Raw genomic sequence first — 19,112 nt, 5'->3', positions numbered from 1 at the left:
ATGAGCTTACGTGAAAAAACCATCAGTGGCGCGAAGTGGTCAGCGATTGCCACGGTGATCATCATCGGCCTGGGACTGGTACAGATGACCGTGTTGGCGCGGATTATCGATAACCATCAGTTCGGCCTGCTTACCGTGTCGCTGGTGATCATTACGCTGGCAGATACGCTTTCTGACTTCGGCATCGCCAACTCCATTATTCAGCGGAAAGAAATCAGTCACCTTGAACTCACCACACTGTACTGGCTGAACGTTGGGCTGGGGATCGTGGTGTGCGCGGCGGTGTTTTTGTTGAGTGACGCCATTGGTGGCGTGCTGAATAACCCGGATTTGGTGCCGTTGATTAAAACATTGTCGCTGGCGTTTGTGGTGATCCCCCACGGGCAACAGTTCCGCGCGTTGATGCAGAAGGAACTGGAGTTCAACAAGATCGGCATGATCGAAACCAGCGCCGTGCTGGCGGGCTTTACCTTTACGGTGGTTAGCGCTCATTTCTGGCCACTGGCGATGACCGCAATCCTTGGTTATCTGGTCAATAGTGCGGTGAGAACGCTGCTGTTTGGCTACTTTGGCCGTAAAATTTATCGTCCCGGCCTGCATTTTTCGCTGGCGTCGGTGGCACCAAACTTACGCTTTGGTGCCTGGCTGACGGCAGACAGCATCATCAACTATCTCAATACCAACCTTTCAACGCTGGTGCTGGCACGTATTCTCGGCGCGGGCGTGGCGGGGGGCTACAACCTGGCGTACAACGTGGCTGTTGTACCGCCGATGAAGTTGAACCCGATAATCACCCGCGTGCTGTTTCCAGCGTTCGCCAAAATTCAGGACGACACCGGAAAGCTGCGCGTCAACTTCTACAAGCTGCTGTCGGTGGTGGGGATTATCAACTTTCCAGCGCTGTTGGGATTGATGGTGGTAGCCAATAATTTTGTGCCGCTGGTATTTGGTGAGAAATGGAACAGCATCATTCCGGTGCTGCAATTGCTGTGCGTGGTGGGGCTACTGCGTTCAGTGGGTAACCCGATTGGTTCGCTGCTGATGGCGAAAGCGCGGGTCGATATCAGCTTTAAATTCAATGTATTCAAAACATTTCTGTTTATTCCGGCGATTGTTATTGGTGGGCAGACGGCGGGCGCAATCGGCGTCACGCTGGGCTTCCTGCTGGTGCAGATTATCAACACTGTGCTGAGTTATTTCGTGATGATTAAACCGGTGCTCGGCTCCAGTTATCGGCAGTACATCCTGAGCTTGTGGCTACCGTTTTATCTCTCATTACCGACGCTGGTGATCAGTTATGTGCTGGGCGTGGTGCTGAAAGGGCAACTGGCACTGGGGACGCTGCTGGCGGTGCAAATTACCGCAGGCGCACTGGCGTTTGTGGTGATGATTGTGCTGTCGCGCCATCCGCTGGTGGTGGAAGTGAAGCGTCAGTTTTGTCGCAGCGAAAAAATGAAAATGCTTTTACGGGCGGGGTGAGTTGTTGTTTTCGGTTCCGGCAACGGTTGCCGGATGCGGCGTAAAACGCCTTATCCGGCCTACGGTTCAGTGCCCGGATTTTGTAGGCCTGATAAGACGCGTCAGCGTCGCATCAGGCGTTGAATGCCGGATGCGGCGTAAAACGCCTTATCCGGCCTACGGTTCAGTGCTCGGATTTTGTAGGCCTGATAAGACGCGTCAGCGTCGCATCAGGCAAAAAGCGGCAACGAACACAACCTCACCTGGCATCAAATTTATGAGGAAAAAATGAAATTACTTATTCTGGGCAACCACACTTGCGGCAACCGCGGCGACAGCGCCATTTTGCGTGGCTTACTTGATGCCATCAACATCCTCAATCCACACGCCGAAGTGGACGTGATGAGCCGCTATCCGGTCAGTTCTTCCTGGCTGCTTAATCGCCCGGTAATGGGCGATCCGCTGTTCCTGCAAATGAAACGACACAACAGCGCGGCTGGCGTTGTCGGGCGCGTAAAAAAAGTCCTCCGTCGCCGCTACCAACACCAGGTATTGCTCTCTCGCGTCACCGACACCGGCAAGCTGCGTAATATTGCCATCGCCCAGGGATTTACCGACTTCGTGCGCTTGCTTTCAGGTTACGACGCCATTATTCAGGTCGGCGGTTCGTTTTTTGTCGATCTCTACGGCGTACCGCAATTTGAACACGCTCTGTGCACCTTTATGGCGAAAAAGCCGCTGTTTATGATTGGTCACAGCGTCGGCCCGTTCCAGGATGAGCAATTTAACCAACTGGCTAACTACGTTTTTGGTCACTGCGATGCATTGATCCTGCGCGAATCGGTCAGCCTTGAGCTGATGAAACGCAGCAATATCACTACCGCAAAAGTCGAACACGGCGTCGATACCGCCTGGCTGGTCGATCATCACACTGAAGATTACACCGCCAGCTACGCCGTCCAACACTGGCTGGGCGTCGCATCCCAACAGAAAACCGTGGCAATTACTCTGCGCGAACTGGCACCGTTTGATAAACGCCTCGGCACTACTCAACAAGCGTATGAACAAGCCTTTGCCGGGGTGGTCAATCGCATTCTCGACGAAGGGTATCAGGTCATTGCGCTTTCCACCTGTACGGGCATCGACAGCTACAACAAAGATGACCGCATGGTGGCGCTCAACCTGCGCCAGCACATCAGCGATCCTTCCCGTTACCACGTGGTGATGGATGAACTTAACGATCTGGAAATGGGCAAAATTCTCGCTGCCTGTGAGCTCACTGTCGGTACGCGCCTGCACTCCGCCATTATCTCTATGAACTTTGCCACTCCGGCAATTGCTATCAACTACGAACATAAATCCGCCGGGATTATGCAACAACTGGGGCTTCCGGAGATGGCGATGGATATTCGTCATTTATTAGACGGCAGCCTGCAAGCGATGGTTGCGGATACCTTAGGCCAGCTTCCGGCGCTGAACGCGCGACTTAGCGAAGCCGTCAGTCGCGAACGTCAGGCGGGAATGCAGATGGTGCAGTCTGTACTGGAACGCATCGGGGAGGCGAAATGAAGGTCGGCTTCTTTTTACTGAAATTCCCGCTGTCGTCGGAAACCTTCGTCCTCAACCAAATTACTGCGTTTATTGATATGGGCTTTGAGGTGGAGATTGTCGCGCTGCAAAAAGGCGATACGCAAAACACCCATGCGGCATGGACGCAATACAACCTTGCCGCTAAAACTCGCTGGTTACAGGACGAACCTCAGGGCAAAGTAGCGAAACTACGCCATCGTGCCAGCCAGACTTTACGCGGCATTCATCGTAAAAACACCTGGCAGGCGCTTAACATCAAACGCTATGGCGCTGAGTCACGAAACCTGATTTTGTCTGCCATTTGCGGCCGGGTTGCAACACCGTTTCACGCCGATGTGTTCATCGCTCATTTTGGCCCTGCGGGGGTAACCGCAGCCAAATTGCGTGAACTGGGGGTGATTCGCGGCAAAATCGCTACTATCTTCCACGGCATTGATATCTCCAGTCGGGAAGTGCTCAACCACTACACTCCCGAATATCAACAACTGTTTCGCCGTGGCGACCTGATGTTACCGATAAGCGATCTGTGGGCCGGAAGGCTGCAAAAAATGGGCTGCCCCAGAGAAAAAATCGCCGTATCGCGCATGGGCGTGGACATGACGCGCTTTAGCCCGCGTCCGGTGAAAGCGCCCGCAACGCCGCTGGAAATCATTTCCGTCGCACGCTTAACCGAGAAAAAAGGCCTGCATGTGGCAATCGAAGCCTGCCGTCAGTTGAAAGAACAGGGCGTGGCATTTCGCTATCGCATCCTTGGCATCGGCCCGTGGGAACGGCGTTTACGCACGCTCATCGAACAGTATCAACTGGAAGATATGGTGGAGATGCCGGGGTTTAAACCGAGCCACGAAGTGAAGGCGATGCTCGACGACGCGGATGTCTTCCTGCTGCCATCGGTTACGGGCGCGGACGGCGATATGGAAGGTATTCCGGTGGCGCTAATGGAAGCGATGGCGGTTGGCATTCCGGTGGTTTCTACTCTGCATAGCGGAATACCGGAACTGGTGGAGGCCGATAAATCCGGCTGGCTGGTGCCTGAGAACGATGCTCGCGCACTGGCGCAACGACTGGCGGCGTTTAGCCAACTGGACGCCGACAAACTGGCTCCGGTTATCAAACGTGCGCGCGAAAAAGTCGAACATGATTTTAACCAGCAGGTGATTAACCGAGAACTCGCCAGCTTGTTGCAGGCTTTATAGAGGAGAACGTATGCCATTTAAAAAACTCTCCCGACGTACCTTCCTGACGGCAGGCTCCGCGCTTGCTTTCCTCCATACTCCTTTTGCCCGTGCAATTCCCGCCCGACAAAGCGTTAACATCAATGACTACAATTCCAAAGACTGGATAGCCTCGTTTAAACAGGCTTTCAGCGAAGGGCAAACGGTCGTTGTGCCTGGCGGATTTGTTTGCGACAACATCAACACCGGCATCTTCATCCCTCCCGGTAAAACGTTACACATCCTCGGTAGCCTGCGCGGCAACGGCAGAGGGCGATTTGTCTTACAGGACGGCAGCAAGGTGACAGGGGGGAAGGGCGGTAGTATGCATAACATCACCCTGGATGTGCGCGGTTCTGATTGCGTCATTAAAGACCTGGCGATGAGCGGTTTTGGCCCGGTGACGCAGATCTATATTGGCGGCAAAAACAAGCGGGTCATGCGCAATCTGGTCATTGACAACCTCACGGTCAGCCACGCCAACTACGCCATCTTACGCCAGGGATTTCATAACCAGATTATCGGTGCCAACATCACCCATTGTAAGTTCAGCGATTTACAGGGCGACGCCATCGAATGGAATGTGGCGATTAACGATCGCGATATTTTAATTTCCGACCACGTAATAGAACGCATCAACTGTACTAATGGCAAAATCAACTGGGGTATTGGCATAGGCCTTGCGGGAAGTACTTACGATAACAACTATCCGGAAGACCAGGCAGTGAAAAACTTTGTCGTAGCGAATATCACTGGCTCTGATTGTCGGCAACTAATTCATGTTGAAAATGGCAAGCATTTCATTATCCGTAATATCAAAGCGCGTAATATTACGCCGGATTTCAGTAAGAAAGCGGGTATTGATAATGCCACAGTTGCGATATATGGATGTGATAACTTTGTTATTGACCAGATAGAAATGGTTAATAGTGCCGGAATGTTAATCGGCTACGGTGTCATTAAAGGCAGGTATCTCTCCATACCGCAAAATTTCAAACTGAATAATATTCACCTTGATAATACTCACCTTGCCTGGAAATTGCGCGGAATACAAATTTCGGCAGGCAATGCAACTTCTTTTGTGGCGCTGACCAACATTGAAATGAAGTGTGCGTCGCTGGAACTGCACAACAAACCGCAACATCTTTTTATGCGAAATATCAAAGTGATGCAGGAATCCTCTGTGGGGCCAGCATTGACCATGAACTTCGACTTGCGTAAAGACGTTCGTGGCACATTTATGGCAAAGAGCGAGACCTTACTGTCACTGGCAAATGTTCATTCGGTGAATGAAAAAGGACAAAGTTCAGTCGATATCGACAGGATTAATTACCACATTGTTAATGTGGAAAAGATTAACTTTCGATTGCCGGAACGGGGGAAGTAGAATTGCGACCATTCCTGGAAAAATGGAGCCATACTTAAGAATAACGCTACTGCAATCCTGAGCGAAGCGGCGTAACATCGGAAGTAAATCAGTCATCAGTTCAGGGTAATTGATGCTGGCGAAAAAAATCGAACAAGCTATAATTCAGCAACCATTTTACAGGTGGATGAAATAATGACGAATTTAAAAGCAGTTATTCCTGTAGCGGGTCTTGGGATGCATATGTTGCCTGCCACTAAGGCGATTCCTAAAGAGATGCTACCGATCGTCGACAAGCCAATGATTCAGTACATTGTTGACGAGATTGTGGCTGCAGGGATCAAAGAAATCCTCCTGGTAACTCATGCGTCCAAGAACGCGGTCGAAAACCACTTCGACACCTCATATGAATTAGAATCTCTCCTTGAGCTGCGCGTGAAGCGTCAACTGCTGGCGGAAGTGCAGTCCATCTGTCCGCCGGGCGTGACCATTATGAACGTGCGTCAGGGTGAACCTTTAGGTTTAGGCCACTCCATTTTGTGCGCGCGACCTGCCATTGGCGACAATCCGTTTGTCGTGGTGTTGCCAGACGTTGTTATTGACGACGCCAGCGCCGATCCGCTGCGTTACAACCTTGCTGCCATGATTGCGCGCTTTAACGAAACGGGCCGCAGCCAGGTACTGGCAAAACGTATGCCGGGCGACCTCTCTGAATACTCCGTCATCCAGACCAAAGAGCCGCTGGACCGTGAAGGCAAAGTTAGCCGTATTGTTGAATTTATTGAAAAACCGGATCAGCCGCAGACGCTGGACTCAGACATAATGGCTGTTGGTCGTTATGTCCTTTCTGCCGATATTTGGCCTGAACTGGAACGCACTCAGCCAGGTGCATGGGGACGTATACAGTTGACAGATGCCATTGCTGAACTGGCTAAAAAACAAGCCGTTGATGCCATGTTAATGACCGGTGACAGCTACGACTGCGGTAAAAAAATGGGCTATATGCAGGCGTTTGTGAAGTATGGGCTGCGTAACCTGAAAGAAGGGGCGAAGTTCCGCAAAGGTATTGAGAAGCTGTTAAGCGAATAATGAAAATCTGACCGGATGTAACGGTTAATAAGAAAATCATAACGGCAGTGAAGATTCGTGGCGAAAGTAATTTGTTGCGAATCTTCCTGCCGTTATTGCTTTATAAACTTTCAGAATAACAACGAGTTAGCAATAGGATTTTAGTCAAACTTTTCCAGGATTTTCCTTGTTTCCTGGGCTGATTGGTAAGACAATTAGCGTTTGAATTTTTCGGGTTTAGCGCGAGTGGGTAACGCTCGTCACATCGTAGGCATGTATGCAGTGCTCTGGTAGCTGTAAAGCCAGGGGCGGTAGCGTGCATTAATACCTCTATTAATCAAACTGAGAGCCGCTTATTTCACAGTATGCTCTGAAGTAATATGGAATAAAAAAGTGAAGATACTCGTTACTGGTGGCGCAGGATTTATTGGTTCTGCTGTAGTTCGTCACATTATAAATAATACGCAGGACAGTGTTGTTAATGTCGATAAATTAACATACGCCGGAAACCTGGAATCACTCGCTGAAGTTTCTGATTCTGAACGTTATTCATTTGAGCATGCAGACATCTGCGATGCTGTAGCAATGGCACGTATTTTTTCACAGCACCAGCCAGACGCGGTGATGCACCTGGCGGCAGAGAGCCACGTTGACCGTTCAATAACTGGCCCGGCAGCCTTTATTGAAACCAATATTGTGGGGACTTACGTCCTTTTAGAAGCAGCTCGTAATTACTGGTCTGCATTGGATGATGAAAAGAAAAACAATTTCCGCTTCCATCATATTTCTACTGATGAAGTCTATGGTGATTTACCTCATCCTGATGAAGTAAATAATACAGAAGAATTACCCTTATTTACTGAGACGACAGCTTACGCGCCAAGCAGTCCTTATTCCGCATCCAAAGCATCCAGCGATCATTTAGTCCGCGCGTGGAAACGCACCTATGGTTTGCCGACCATTGTGACTAACTGCTCGAATAACTACGGTCCTTATCACTTTCCAGAAAAATTGATTCCGTTGGTCATTCTTAATGCGCTGGAAGGTAAGGCATTACCTATTTATGGTAAAGGGGATCAAATTCGCGACTGGTTGTATGTAGAGGATCATGCTCGTGCGTTATATACCGTCGTAACCGAAGGTAAAGCGGGTGAAACTTATAACATTGGTGGACACAACGAAAAGAAAAATATCGATGTAGTGCTCACGATTTGTGATTTGTTGGATGAAATTGTACCGAAAGAAAAATCTTATCGTGAGCAAATTACTTATGTCGCTGACCGCCCGGGACATGATCGCCGTTATGCCATTGATGCCGATAAAATTAGCCGCGAATTGGGCTGGAAACCGCAAGAAACGTTTGAGAGTGGGATTCGTAAAACGGTGGAATGGTATCTGGCTAATACAAATTGGGTTGAGAATGTGAAAAGCGGTGCTTATCAGTCATGGATTGAACAGAACTATGAGGGGCGTCAGTAATGAATATCCTTCTTTTCGGCAAAACAGGGCAGGTGGGTTGGGAACTGCAGCGTTCTCTGGCTCCCCTGGGTAATTTGATTGCTCTTGATGTTCACTCCACTGATTATTGTGGCGATTTCAGCAACCCCGAAGGTGTGGCTGAGACTGTCAAAAAAATTCGCCCTGATGTTATTGTTAATGCTGCTGCTCACACTGCAGTAGACAAAGCGGAATCAGAACCGGATTTCGCACAATTACTTAACGCGACAAGCGTCGAAGCGATAGCAAAGGCAGCTAATGAAGTTGGAGCCTGGGTTATACACTACTCCACTGATTACGTTTTCCCTGGCAGCGGTGGCACGCCATGGCTGGAAACGGATGCAACAGCACCGCTAAATGTTTACGGTGAAACAAAATTAGCCGGAGAAAAAGCATTACAAGAACATTGCGCGAAGCACCTTATTTTCCGTACCAGTTGGGTCTATGCAGGTAAGGGAAATAACTTCGCTAAAACGATGTTGCGTCTGGCAAAAGAACGCGAAGAGTTGGCTGTGATAAACGATCAATTTGGTGCACCAACGGGAGCTGAATTGCTGGCCGATTGCACCGCTCATGCCATTCGCGTGGCAGTAAACAAACCAGAAGTTGCTGGTTTGTACCATCTGGTTGCTGGCGGTACAACAACCTGGCACGATTATGCCGCTCTTGTATTTGAAGAGGCGCGCAAAGCGGGGATTAACCTTGCTCTTAACAAACTTAACGCCGTGCCGACATCGGCTTATCCTACTCCAGCCCGCCGCCCTCATAATTCTCGTCTTAATACAGAAAAATTTCAGCAGAACTTTGCTCTTGTCTTGCCTGAATGGCAGGTAGGCGTGAAACGTATGCTCAATGAATTATTTACAACTACAGCAATTTAAAAATTTATTGTATCTCGCCAATGATATTGGGCGTGATAAATTAAAAGGAATGGTGAAATGAAAACGCGTAAAGGTATTATTTTAGCTGGCGGATCAGGTACTCGTCTTTATCCTGTGACTATGGCAGTGAGTAAACAACTCCTGCCTATTTATGATAAGCCGATGATCTATTACCCGCTCTCTACACTGATGTTAGCGGGTATTCGCGATATTCTGATTATCAGTACGCCACAGGATACACCGCGTTTCCAACAATTGTTGGGGGACGGGAGCCAGTGGGGGCTTAATCTACAGTATAAAGTACAACCGAGCCCGGATGGCCTGGCGCAAGCGTTTATCATTGGTGAAGATTTTATTGGTGGTGATGATTGTGCACTCGTACTTGGCGATAATATCTTCTATGGACATGACTTGCCGAAGTTAATGGAAACTGCTGTTAATAAAGAAAGCGGTGCAACGGTATTTGCCTATCACGTAAATGATCCAGAACGCTATGGTGTTGTGGAATTTGATAATAACGGTACGGCAATTAGCCTGGAAGAAAAACCTCTGGAACCAAAAAGTAACTATGCGGTTACTGGGCTTTATTTCTATGACAACGATGTTGTTGAAATGGCGAAAAACCTTAAGCCTTCTGCCCGTGGCGAACTGGAAATTACCGATATTAACCGTATTTATATGGAACAAGGACGCTTGTCTGTCGCTATGATGGGGCGTGGCTATGCATGGCTGGACACGGGGACACATCAAAGCCTTATTGAAGCAAGTAACTTCATTGCTACAATTGAAGAGCGTCAGGGATTAAAAGTATCTTGCCCGGAAGAGATTGCTTATCGTAAAGGATTTATTGATGCTGAGCAGGTGAAAGTGTTAGCTGAACCGCTGAAAAAAAATGCTTATGGTCAGTATCTGCTGAAAATGATTAAAGGTTATTAATAAAATGAACGTAATTAAAACAGAAATTCCTGATGTGCTGATTTTTGAACCAAAAGTTTTTGGCGATGAGCGTGGCTTCTTTTTTGAGAGCTTTAACCAGAAAGTATTTGAAGAAGCTGTAGGCCGTAAGGTTGAATTTGTTCAGGATAACCATTCGAAGTCTAGTAAAGGTGTTTTACGCGGGCTACATTATCAATTAGAACCTTATGCACAAGGAAAATTGGTGCGCTGCGTTGTTGGTGAAGTTTTTGATGTAGCTGTTGATATTCGTAAATCTTCACCTACTTTTGGTAAGTGGGTTGGGGTGAATTTATCTGCTGAGAATAAGCGTCAGTTGTGGATACCTGAAGGATTTGCACATGGTTTTTTGGTGCTGAGTGAGACGGCGGAGTTTGTTTATAAGACGACGAATTATTATCATCCTGAGAGTGATAGGGGGATTATTTGGAATGATGAGAATCTATCTATTATTTGGCCTAGAAAAAATGAATTAAACTTGTCAAATAAAGATCAGCAACATCCTATTTTTCAAAACTGTCAATGTTTTGAATAAGTATTCAAAGAAAATATTTCACATCATAAAATATCTCTTTATAATAATTGGTTAGGTATTTATAAATATAATGTCTCACAAAAATAATTCTGTTGACATAGTGCTTGCAACTTATAATGGCGAAAAATATATTTCAGAGCAAATAAAATCAATACTTAACATGTCAGGCTTTGATATATATGTTAATAGTATTATTGTTTGCGATGATAATTCAACGGATCGTACATTGGAAATAATAAAAGCCATTGTTCCAAGAGAAAAACTATGCATACTTAAAAATGCAACAGATAGAAATTTGGGGCCGGTCAAAAATTTCGAACGTGGTATATTAGCATCTAAATCAGAATATGTGATGCTTTCAGACCAAGATGATGTATGGAATAATGAAAAATTATTGGCTTGTATGGATGCAAGAAAAAAGTGTAATGAAGAAAAATCTTTTCTGATTTTTAGTGATCTTGAGGTGGTTGATAGAGATTTAAATCTTATTGCAGAGTCATTTCAAGAGTATCAATCAATACCATATGATTGGCATAAAAACATTAACAATCTTTTAATTCAAAATGTGGCACCTGGCTGTACTATGTTTTTCAATAAAAAATTAATTTCAATGGCATTACCTCTCCCAGATGAATGCATTATGCATGATTGGTGGCTTTTGTTGGTTGCAACATTGCATGGGGAAGTTTATTTTTTAAAAGATAAATTAATAAAATATAGGCAACATGGAAATAACCAGGTAGGTGCAAAAAAAAATGGATTCATTGAAATCGCAAAGGATTTTTATAAGTTAAAACAAAAAGCAGAAAAAAATCTAAAAGAAACAATATTGCAAATGAATGCATTCTCTGAAAAGTTTGATGAGAATTTACCACAAAATACAAAATACAAAAGATAAAATAAAAGCGTGGAATAAGTGTTTTTTTGGTAGTGATAATTTATTCGTTATATTTTCTTTGATGCGCAAGTATGACTTAAGAAAATCGACATTAATTAAAACAGTCGGCCTTTATTATCTAATGCTCCAGCACCAAGGATCAAAATGATATATATATCAATAGTATCACATAATCATGCCAATGTTATATTGCAACTGGGCAGTGTGGAAAAATTAAGTAAAAAATACAATATCATCATTACAGATAATACAGGAGAGGTTCTTCTTGAAAATTTCTGTAAGAGTAATGGTATTTGGTATTTGAAGAATGATGAAAAAAAAGGATTCGGTGAAAATAATAATCAAAACTTTCAATTTGCCAAAAATAAGCTTTCGATGAGGGATGATGAATATTTTTTAGTTTTAAATCCTGATGTGTATATAGAGGATAAAGAATTAGAACAAGCTATATCTCTAATAAAGAAAAAAAGAGTTAAGGTATCAACAATAAATTTGATGAAAGAGGGAAATACCTATGATAATAACATTCGTTTTTATCCTGGTTTTTTCGATTTTATTGAATCTTATATATTCGGTAAAAACCGGACTATTATTGATAAGTCGAATATAAATGATAACCAATATGTGGATTGGGCTTCAGGTTCGTTCTTAATGATTTTAGTTGAAGTCTATGAACGGATAGGCGGATTTGATGAACATTATTTTATGTATTGTGAAGACTTGGATTTATGTCGTCGTATTCATTCAGTTACAGGTGAAAAGGTTTTTTATATTAATGAGGTGAAAGCACTGCACTTTGCTGCGCATAATAACCGACGTTTGTTTTCAAAACATTTCTTGTGGCACCTTCAAAGCATTATACGATATTGTCTCATTTCAAAATATTAAATAAGTGAATAATATATGTTTTATTGGTTAATGCTTTTTTATGTATCTACATCTGCTTTTATTGCAAAAGGGAAAATAGGTAATAGTATTATTGTATTGGCTGCTATTATCATTGCTGGATTCATAGCGCCGGGTGTAAGTCAGGATTATTTTAATTATTTGAATGGATATTATCTGACAACGTCTTCATTATATACTGAGCCGTTATCCAAGATAATATTCAGATTGTCTTTTCTATTAAACCAGCCAATAACATTAAGTTTTTTGATTTTTGCAATTATCTCTGTACTGGTTAAATACAATGCGTTAATTAAATTAAACATCCCGATTTCGGTATTTTTTCTTGTGTATTGTTCTAAACTTTATTTGCTATTGGATTTAACACAAATTAGAGCCGGTGTTGCAATTGCATTTTGCCTAATAGCATTGTTCTATCGAATTAACGAGAAAAACAAATTAAGTTTATTTTACATTTTTGTAGGTTTTTTGTTTCATTATAGCGCTATCATGTTTTTGATAGTTTTTATCTTCAATAAGAGATATGCAAATAGTGCTATATGGCTTGGGACTGTTGTTTTATCAATTCTATTTTCTGCACTAGATATTAAAAGCATTCTTACATCATTATTTATTACATTACATGTACCCGCTAATTATTTGGTTTATTTGAGTGTAAATTCAGATTTTAAAGTAAATCCATATAGTATTCTTTCTATTATAAATTTAATCATATTTGTTATTTTTAGTTTCTCTAAAGGGCTGAATGATGATGGATTATTTAACCTTTGTTATAAACTTTATGGAGTGTCAATAATATCATTCTATATATTCCTTCATTTTCCAGTGCTATCTTTTAGAATTAGTGAGTTTTTTTTAATATACCAAATTTTGTTAATAGGAAGGGTGTATAATAAAATTATAAAAAACCAAAGATGGGTCTATCTTATTTGCGTGACATTTTTTTCAGCATTGCAATTATATATGACATATAATATTGCTCAAGTGATTATGCCATATAAATTTATTTAACTTGGTTGGGGGTTGTATTTTTATAGTATCTGAATAATATAAATGTTCTTGCATTGTGTTTTTTTATAATTGGTTGTTTATATCTTAAAATATGAGTGAATAGTGAGAATTTCTATGAACATTGATAATATAACAATAGGCATCATTGGTCTTGGATATGTTGGTCTGCCTTTGGCGGTAGAATTCGGGAAAAAATATAATACGGTTGGTTTTGATATTAAACAAAACAGAATTGACGAATTGAAAAAACAAATAGATAGTACGCTGGAGTGTGCTGCTGATGAGCTTGCCAGCGCGAAATTTCTTCGCTATTCATGTGAAATTGAGACACTCAAGGCTTGTAATATATTTATTGTTACTGTGCCTACTCCAATTGATAAATATAAACGGCCGGACTTAAGTCCCTTGGTTAGTGCTTCGAAAATGTTAAGCAAGGTTATCAAGAATGGCGATATAATTATATTTGAATCGACAGTCTATCCTGGTGCAACAGAGGAAATTTGTGTTCCTCAGATTGAAGATGGTTCTGGATTAGTTTACAATAAGGATTTTTTTATAGGTTATAGTCCTGAGCGAATCAATCCCGGAGATAAACATCATAGAGTAACAACCATTAAGAAAGTGACTTCTGGTTCAACACCAGAAGTAGCAACGTTTGTGGATGAACTTTACTCCTCAATTATAACAGCTGGAACATACAAAGCATCATCTATTAAGGTGGCTGAGGCTGCTAAGGTAATTGAAAATACGCAGCGAGATCTTAATATTGCGTTAATAAACGAATTGGCCATCATCTTCAATAAATTAGGTATTGATACTGAAGATGTTTTAAAAGCTGCTGGTACTAAATGGAATTTTCTACCTTTTCGTCCTGGTTTGGTTGGTGGCCATTGTATCGGGGTTGACCCATATTATTTAACTCATAAAGCTCAAGAAATTGGTTATCATCCAGAAGTTATTTTAGCTGGTAGACGTATTAATGATGATATGGCACGTTATGTTGCATCACAGCTTATAAAGGAAATGATTAAGGCAGGTATTCTGATAGATAATGCAAATATTTTAATTATGGGGTTATCTTTTAAAGAAAATTGTCCTGATATTCGCAACACGAAAATTATCGATATAGTATCAGAATTAAAAGACTATAATGTAAATGTTGATGTTTATGACCCTTGGGTAAGTGAAGATGAGGCATCGCAGGAATATGGTATAAAAATTTATACCACTAAACCTTCTAAGAAATATGATGGCATAATTTTTGCTGTCGCCCATGAGCAATTTAAAAAAATGCATAAAAATGAAATCAGGGAACTTCAAGCCACAAAAAGTGTGATATATGATTTAAAATATATTCTTAATAAATCAGATACAACAATTAGACTTTAACTAGGTGAATATCTATGACTAGATATGAAAAAATTATAGAGAAATTAAAAGTTAAGCCTAAAACTTGGTTAATAACAGGGGTTGCGGGTTTCATTGGTTCTAATTTACTTGAAACGCTTTTAAATTTAAACCAGACAGTGGTTGGGTTGGATAATTTTGCTACAGGACATCAGCGAAATCTCGACGAAGTTGAGCGGATCGTTACACCTGAAGCATGGAAAAAATTTACGATGATCGAAGGTGACATACGTGATTTTGAGACATGTATGAGGGCCGTCGATAATGTTGACTATGTATTGCATCAGGCTGCACTTGGGTCTGTGCCACGTTCAATTAATGATCCTATAACAACTAATGAAGTTAATATCTCTGGCTTCTTGAATATGTTACAAGCTGCCAAGAGCAGAAATGTAGAAAGTTTTATTTTTGCCGCATCAAGTTCAACATACGGCGATCATACCGGACTACCTAAAATAGAACATACAATTGGTAAACCATTATCTCCCTATGCAATTACAAAATATGTAAATGAATTATATGCGGAAGTTTTCGCAAAAACTTATGGTTTTAAAAGCATTGGATTGAGATATTTTAATGTGTTTGGTAAAAGGCAAGATCCAAATGGCGCTTATGCCGCAGTAATACCCAAATGGGTATCTGCAATGCTCATGGATGAAGACATTTATATCAATGGTGATGGGGAAACTAGTAGAGATTTTTCATTTATTGAAAATACTGTTCAAATGAACATTCTCGCAGCTACAGCAGATGAAAGTGCAAAAGGAGAAATTTATAACGTTGCTTACGGTGAGAGAACATCATTAAACGAATTAGTAGAATTGATAAAAAGTCATCTAGGAAGAAATGGAATATGTTATGCCGGGAATGTTATATATCGGGATTTCCGCAAAGGTGATGTTAGACATTCGCTAGCTGATATTAGCAAAGCTAAAGAAATGCTCGGTTATCAACCTCAGTTTGATATTATAGCTGGCTTAAGAAAGGCCATGCCTTGGTATATAAACTTATTCAAAAATGCAGAATGACATATAATTCTAATTTGTTATTTTATATTTTGGCAGATTATCTGCCAAAATATATTGCATTTATTACTTATTGCTCTCATATATGTTAAGTATATAAAATGAAAAAAATAGCAATCTATAAAGTTTTAATTGGAGATTATGATCCAATAACATTGGATAGCCTTAAGATAGCAGAAAGTACAGATTCTTTATGTTTTGACCATTTTCTCATTTCTGACCAGAATATAGATGTACCAAATACATGGACACTAATACAAATTTCAAGAAAATTTGATTCTCCGGCTGTGGAAAATCGGTATTATAAAATGGGTGTGCCAACTATATTTGACGATTATGACTATAGTATATACCTTGATGGTAATATTATGATCAATGGTTATTTAGCTAATTTAATAAAAAAAATCATTATTGATGATCATTATTTATATGCTTATCCACATTTTAAAAATTCAACTATCAGAGAGGAAATTGAAAATTGTTTTGTTTTTTCTCGTATAGGTTTGTATGACATGTATAAGATAAAGCATAAACTAAAAGATTATCTAAATGAAAAAGTTGGTTTTGAATGTGGTATTCTGATAAGGAAAAAAAGAAATAAAAAGCTAGATGATTTATTTAAAACATGGTTTGACCTGTATTTTAAAAATATAAGGCGAGATCAATTTTATTTTTCAATTGCTCTTAAAGAAAATGGGTTGTGTTGTAGGGAAATTGGTGTTAATGATATTAGAACGGGGAAAGGAATTTTTGTTCTTTATCCACACAAAAATAAAATATCAATTATGAGTAAGATCTATATTGCTCTTAAAATGAAAATATACTCGAAATTGCATAGTATGAAAGGAATATAATGCGTTCTTTATATTTATTTATTTTTTCTGTTTCTAACTTATTATTTATTGTTCTTATTCAGTTAATAACACTGATTAAAATAGGGCCTTCTAGCGATACAGATGCTTTATTTGCCGGTATGACTATACCTTCTGTTATCTTGTCTGTATTAGTCAGTTCTCTAACGAATGTATTGGTTCCATTATTTGTATCTTCAAAATGTGTTTTAAAAGATCTTTGGGAGCAGGTATACTTATTTTCAATAGGCTCAGCATTTATAGTTTTACCATTAGCACTCTTCAGTCCATTATGGTTAGGATATGTATTTTCTGGTTTTGATGGAAAAACATTATCTCTAGCGCAACATATCATTTCGGTTCAATTTATCGTAATTCCCTTTTCAATTGCATCAGCAATATTTACTGCCTTTTTCAATGCAAACTCAAAATTTATATCTGCGGAAGCTATACCCGCAATATGTTCTTTAATTGTATTTCCGTTTGTTTTTCCTGCTATAACTTCTTATGGCGTGTTGGCTGTTACGTATATTTATGCAGCAAAAATATTTTTGACATTTGTTATACAAATTCTGAAAATAGGAGGGCCAGTTAAACTATCTTTTAACGATATAGATATCAAAGGATCTTTTTCTCGCATTAAATATTTAATTTTAGGCTCTGTCTATTATAAATCAGGCCCCATTATTGATAGACATATACTTTCTTATTCAGTTGCCGGGGCGCTCTCTCTTTTTGTTTTAGTCCAGCAATTACTTTCAATGGCAAACTTGATTTTCACTAAAACAATAATTATTCCTGATATAACAATGATGAATAAGCTTGCCGTTCGGGAGAATAAAATTTTTAAATACTGGTTAATGAAAAAGGTTTTTATTTTAATTGCCTTGACTCTATTTCTATATTTTTTATTCTTCATATCAGGAAAACAGATAATAACTTTTGTTTTGCAAATGGTTAACCTTCAGAAATTTGATCCCCATACTATTTGGTGGTTAACTATGGCATTATTCGGTGGGTTCATTGGTGATTTCATTGCAACGCTCGTATCTTCAAGTTTTTATTCTAAAGGTGACACCAAAACGCCTTCTTGTTTATCAATTGTAACATTTACTATTTTTATTCCATTCAAATTCATATCTTATCATTATGCCGGGATTTATGGGCTAGCCTTCGCTAGTAGTGCATATTCTTTGATAAATATGTCGGCTATGTTTTTAATTATCATATTGAGGCTTAAATGATAGTTTTTTTTGGCTGGACGGCAGATTATGACCGTATGATGATACAGCAACTCAGAAATCATTTCGAAATAAAAAACATTACCTATCCAGAAGGACGATTGTTTTTTCGATTAAACAAAATCACAAGATTTAATCTTATAAGATCATTTTTAAAGTTACATAGTTCAGCGTTACCATCTGATGCTATTCTGATTTTTAAAGATTCAGATGGCTATGGCTACCATAGGCATTTAGATTTATTTCAGCAAAAAAAAATCTTGGTTATTAGAAATATAATTACATCTGAAACAGCCTTGGCTTTTAAGGAGAGTTTTGATGAAGTATATTCCTTTGATAAAATTCAGTGCGATAAGTATAAATTTAAGCATATGCGGCAAATATTTCCATTATCTCAGGTTCATAAAAGTAGCTCACTCACAAATAATAGTTGTTATTTTGTTGGGCTAGATAAAAACAGATTATCAATAATTGATTCTATTAGTCAAGCTCTTAGTTATCATGGCATTAAATCATCTTTCTTTGTTATTAGAGATGAAACTTCTCATAAGCATTCGGATTTTTATAGTAATCGTGTTATAAGTTATCAAGAGAATATAAATAAAGTACAAGAGAATAAGTATATTCTTGAAGTAAATAAAACCGGACAAGTTGGATTAACATTGCGTGCTTTGGAATCTATTTTTTATTCAAGAAAATTAATATCGAACAATATTGATTTGATGAATTGTGATTTTTATGATAAATCTAGGATTTTCATTTTTGAAAATCCGAATGACCTGTACACATCTGATTTTGAGGAATTTATGCGTTTACCATACAAACATGTGGAGAATGTTATATTAGAAAAATACAAAGCCTCTAATATCTTTAAAAAACTAACTTAGTACGCATTGCATCAAATTAACTTGGATCGTTGCGCGAATCTCTTTTAATAATATAAAACATATCTCGACTAATATTGACGCACTCTTATAAATTAAATATAAATTATTCGCAGTTGAAATTATAAACTATTGCTACTTAGAAATTTTAATTAATTATTATTATTTTTCATTTATTAATGGGGGATGTGAGCGACCAGTATAAGTGAGTTGGTTTATCTGTAAAATAATTATAATTTAAATGAGACATCTAATTTAATATCAGATGTTTCATTTGAATTATGGCTTTTATTCACGAAATCTACGATCTAATACATAGATCTATT

Annotated in this window: 17 protein-coding genes; all 17 read left to right on the top strand. The window is 40.3% G+C overall.

Annotated features, from left to right (window positions below):
- The 17 genes from wzxC to A1SC_RS14995 all read left to right on the top strand — a co-directional run bounded on the left by wzxC (nucleotide 1) and on the right by A1SC_RS14995 (nucleotide 18,789).
- On the top strand, nucleotides 1-1,479 hold the full coding sequence (gene wzxC / locus A1SC_RS14915; protein ID WP_016262118.1) for a colanic acid undecaprenyl disphosphate flippase WzxC: 1,479 nt from the start codon (nucleotides 1-3) through the stop codon (nucleotides 1,477-1,479).
- A gap of 267 nt (nucleotides 1,480-1,746) precedes the next feature.
- Nucleotides 1,747-3,027, top strand: coding sequence for a colanic acid biosynthesis pyruvyl transferase WcaK (gene wcaK / locus A1SC_RS14920; protein WP_016262117.1), 1,281 nt, complete (start codon nucleotides 1,747-1,749; stop codon nucleotides 3,025-3,027).
- On the top strand, nucleotides 3,024-4,244 hold the full coding sequence (gene wcaL, locus A1SC_RS14925; RefSeq protein ID WP_016262116.1) for a colanic acid biosynthesis glycosyltransferase WcaL: 1,221 nt from the start codon (nucleotides 3,024-3,026) through the stop codon (nucleotides 4,242-4,244). The genes wcaK and wcaL overlap by 4 nt, the downstream gene beginning before the upstream one ends.
- A gap of 10 nt (nucleotides 4,245-4,254) precedes the next feature.
- Complete coding sequence (gene wcaM / locus A1SC_RS14930; RefSeq protein ID WP_016262115.1) at nucleotides 4,255-5,649, top strand: colanic acid biosynthesis protein WcaM; 1,395 nt, start codon at nucleotides 4,255-4,257, stop codon at nucleotides 5,647-5,649.
- 174 nt (nucleotides 5,650-5,823) lie between these two features.
- Nucleotides 5,824-6,717, top strand: coding sequence for a UTP--glucose-1-phosphate uridylyltransferase GalF (gene galF / locus A1SC_RS14935; RefSeq protein ID WP_016248888.1), 894 nt, complete (start codon nucleotides 5,824-5,826; stop codon nucleotides 6,715-6,717).
- Nucleotides 6,718-7,089: 372 nt separating this feature from the next.
- A complete protein-coding gene (gene rfbB / locus A1SC_RS14940; protein WP_000699457.1) occupies nucleotides 7,090-8,175 on the top strand; it encodes a dTDP-glucose 4,6-dehydratase in 1,086 nt (361 codons plus the stop codon).
- Complete coding sequence (gene rfbD, locus A1SC_RS14945; RefSeq protein ID WP_016262114.1) at nucleotides 8,175-9,074, top strand: dTDP-4-dehydrorhamnose reductase; 900 nt, start codon at nucleotides 8,175-8,177, stop codon at nucleotides 9,072-9,074. The genes rfbB and rfbD overlap by 1 nt, the downstream gene beginning before the upstream one ends.
- 57 nt (nucleotides 9,075-9,131) lie before the next feature.
- A complete protein-coding gene (gene rfbA, locus A1SC_RS14950; RefSeq protein ID WP_016262113.1) occupies nucleotides 9,132-10,010 on the top strand; it encodes a glucose-1-phosphate thymidylyltransferase RfbA in 879 nt (292 codons plus the stop codon).
- A 4-nt stretch (nucleotides 10,011-10,014) separates the two neighbouring features.
- Nucleotides 10,015-10,563: a dTDP-4-dehydrorhamnose 3,5-epimerase gene (rfbC, locus tag A1SC_RS14955; protein WP_001100790.1), complete on the top strand. Its 549-nt coding sequence runs from the start codon at nucleotides 10,015-10,017 to the stop codon at nucleotides 10,561-10,563.
- A 70-nt stretch (nucleotides 10,564-10,633) separates the two neighbouring features.
- Complete coding sequence (locus A1SC_RS14960; RefSeq protein ID WP_016262112.1) at nucleotides 10,634-11,461, top strand: glycosyltransferase family 2 protein; 828 nt, start codon at nucleotides 10,634-10,636, stop codon at nucleotides 11,459-11,461.
- A gap of 144 nt (nucleotides 11,462-11,605) precedes the next feature.
- The gene (locus A1SC_RS14965; protein WP_016262111.1) at nucleotides 11,606-12,349 is read left to right on the top strand and encodes a glycosyltransferase; all 744 of its coding nucleotides are present in this window, start codon (nucleotides 11,606-11,608) and stop codon (nucleotides 12,347-12,349) included.
- 15 nt (nucleotides 12,350-12,364) lie between these two features.
- Nucleotides 12,365-13,378 (top strand): EpsG family protein, encoded by a 1,014-nt coding sequence (locus A1SC_RS14970; protein ID WP_016262110.1) that lies wholly within the window; start codon nucleotides 12,365-12,367, stop codon nucleotides 13,376-13,378.
- A 114-nt stretch (nucleotides 13,379-13,492) separates the two neighbouring features.
- The gene (gene tviB / locus A1SC_RS14975; RefSeq protein WP_001017961.1) at nucleotides 13,493-14,767 is read left to right on the top strand and encodes a Vi polysaccharide biosynthesis UDP-N-acetylglucosamine C-6 dehydrogenase TviB; all 1,275 of its coding nucleotides are present in this window, start codon (nucleotides 13,493-13,495) and stop codon (nucleotides 14,765-14,767) included.
- A gap of 14 nt (nucleotides 14,768-14,781) precedes the next feature.
- Entirely contained in the window at nucleotides 14,782-15,813 is a 1,032-nt protein-coding gene (locus A1SC_RS14980; RefSeq protein ID WP_000199140.1) for an NAD-dependent epimerase/dehydratase family protein, read from the top strand.
- A 98-nt stretch (nucleotides 15,814-15,911) separates the two neighbouring features.
- A complete protein-coding gene (locus tag A1SC_RS14985) occupies nucleotides 15,912-16,664 on the top strand; it encodes a hypothetical protein (protein WP_016262109.1) in 753 nt (250 codons plus the stop codon).
- Complete coding sequence (locus A1SC_RS14990; protein ID WP_016262108.1) at nucleotides 16,664-17,905, top strand: lipid II flippase MurJ; 1,242 nt, start codon at nucleotides 16,664-16,666, stop codon at nucleotides 17,903-17,905. The genes A1SC_RS14985 and A1SC_RS14990 overlap by 1 nt, the downstream gene beginning before the upstream one ends.
- On the top strand, nucleotides 17,902-18,789 hold the full coding sequence (locus tag A1SC_RS14995) for a WaaS/CpsH family glycosyltransferase (RefSeq protein ID WP_000634713.1): 888 nt from the start codon (nucleotides 17,902-17,904) through the stop codon (nucleotides 18,787-18,789). Before A1SC_RS14990 ends, A1SC_RS14995 begins: the two co-directional genes overlap by 4 nt.
- Nucleotides 18,790-19,112: the final 323 nt, after the last annotated feature.

Origin of the sequence: Escherichia sp. KTE52 (assembly GCF_000408325.1) — a bacterium.
GTDB lineage: Bacteria > Pseudomonadota > Gammaproteobacteria > Enterobacterales > Enterobacteriaceae > Escherichia > Escherichia marmotae.
The sequence above is the reverse complement of the archived record's forward strand: the minus strand, read 5'-3'. Positions and strand labels throughout refer to the sequence as shown.

Coding starts and splice junctions, on each gene's coding strand:
- wzxC (WP_016262118.1), top strand. CDS start 1: ATGAGCTTACGTGAAAAAACCATCAGTGGCGCGAAGTGGTCAGCGATT.
- wcaK (WP_016262117.1), top strand. CDS start 1,747: ATGAAATTACTTATTCTGGGCAACCACACTTGCGGCAACCGCGGCGAC.
- wcaL (WP_016262116.1), top strand. CDS start 3,024: ATGAAGGTCGGCTTCTTTTTACTGAAATTCCCGCTGTCGTCGGAAACC.
- wcaM (WP_016262115.1), top strand. CDS start 4,255: ATGCCATTTAAAAAACTCTCCCGACGTACCTTCCTGACGGCAGGCTCC.
- galF (WP_016248888.1), top strand. CDS start 5,824: ATGACGAATTTAAAAGCAGTTATTCCTGTAGCGGGTCTTGGGATGCAT.
- rfbD (WP_016262114.1), top strand. CDS start 8,175: ATGAATATCCTTCTTTTCGGCAAAACAGGGCAGGTGGGTTGGGAACTG.
- rfbA (WP_016262113.1), top strand. CDS start 9,132: ATGAAAACGCGTAAAGGTATTATTTTAGCTGGCGGATCAGGTACTCGT.
- rfbC (WP_001100790.1), top strand. CDS start 10,015: ATGAACGTAATTAAAACAGAAATTCCTGATGTGCTGATTTTTGAACCA.
- A1SC_RS14960 (WP_016262112.1), top strand. CDS start 10,634: ATGTCTCACAAAAATAATTCTGTTGACATAGTGCTTGCAACTTATAAT.
- A1SC_RS14965 (WP_016262111.1), top strand. CDS start 11,606: ATGATATATATATCAATAGTATCACATAATCATGCCAATGTTATATTG.
- A1SC_RS14970 (WP_016262110.1), top strand. CDS start 12,365: ATGTTTTATTGGTTAATGCTTTTTTATGTATCTACATCTGCTTTTATT.
- tviB (WP_001017961.1), top strand. CDS start 13,493: ATGAACATTGATAATATAACAATAGGCATCATTGGTCTTGGATATGTT.
- A1SC_RS14980 (WP_000199140.1), top strand. CDS start 14,782: ATGACTAGATATGAAAAAATTATAGAGAAATTAAAAGTTAAGCCTAAA.
- A1SC_RS14985 (WP_016262109.1), top strand. CDS start 15,912: ATGAAAAAAATAGCAATCTATAAAGTTTTAATTGGAGATTATGATCCA.
- A1SC_RS14990 (WP_016262108.1), top strand. CDS start 16,664: ATGCGTTCTTTATATTTATTTATTTTTTCTGTTTCTAACTTATTATTT.
- A1SC_RS14995 (WP_000634713.1), top strand. CDS start 17,902: ATGATAGTTTTTTTTGGCTGGACGGCAGATTATGACCGTATGATGATA.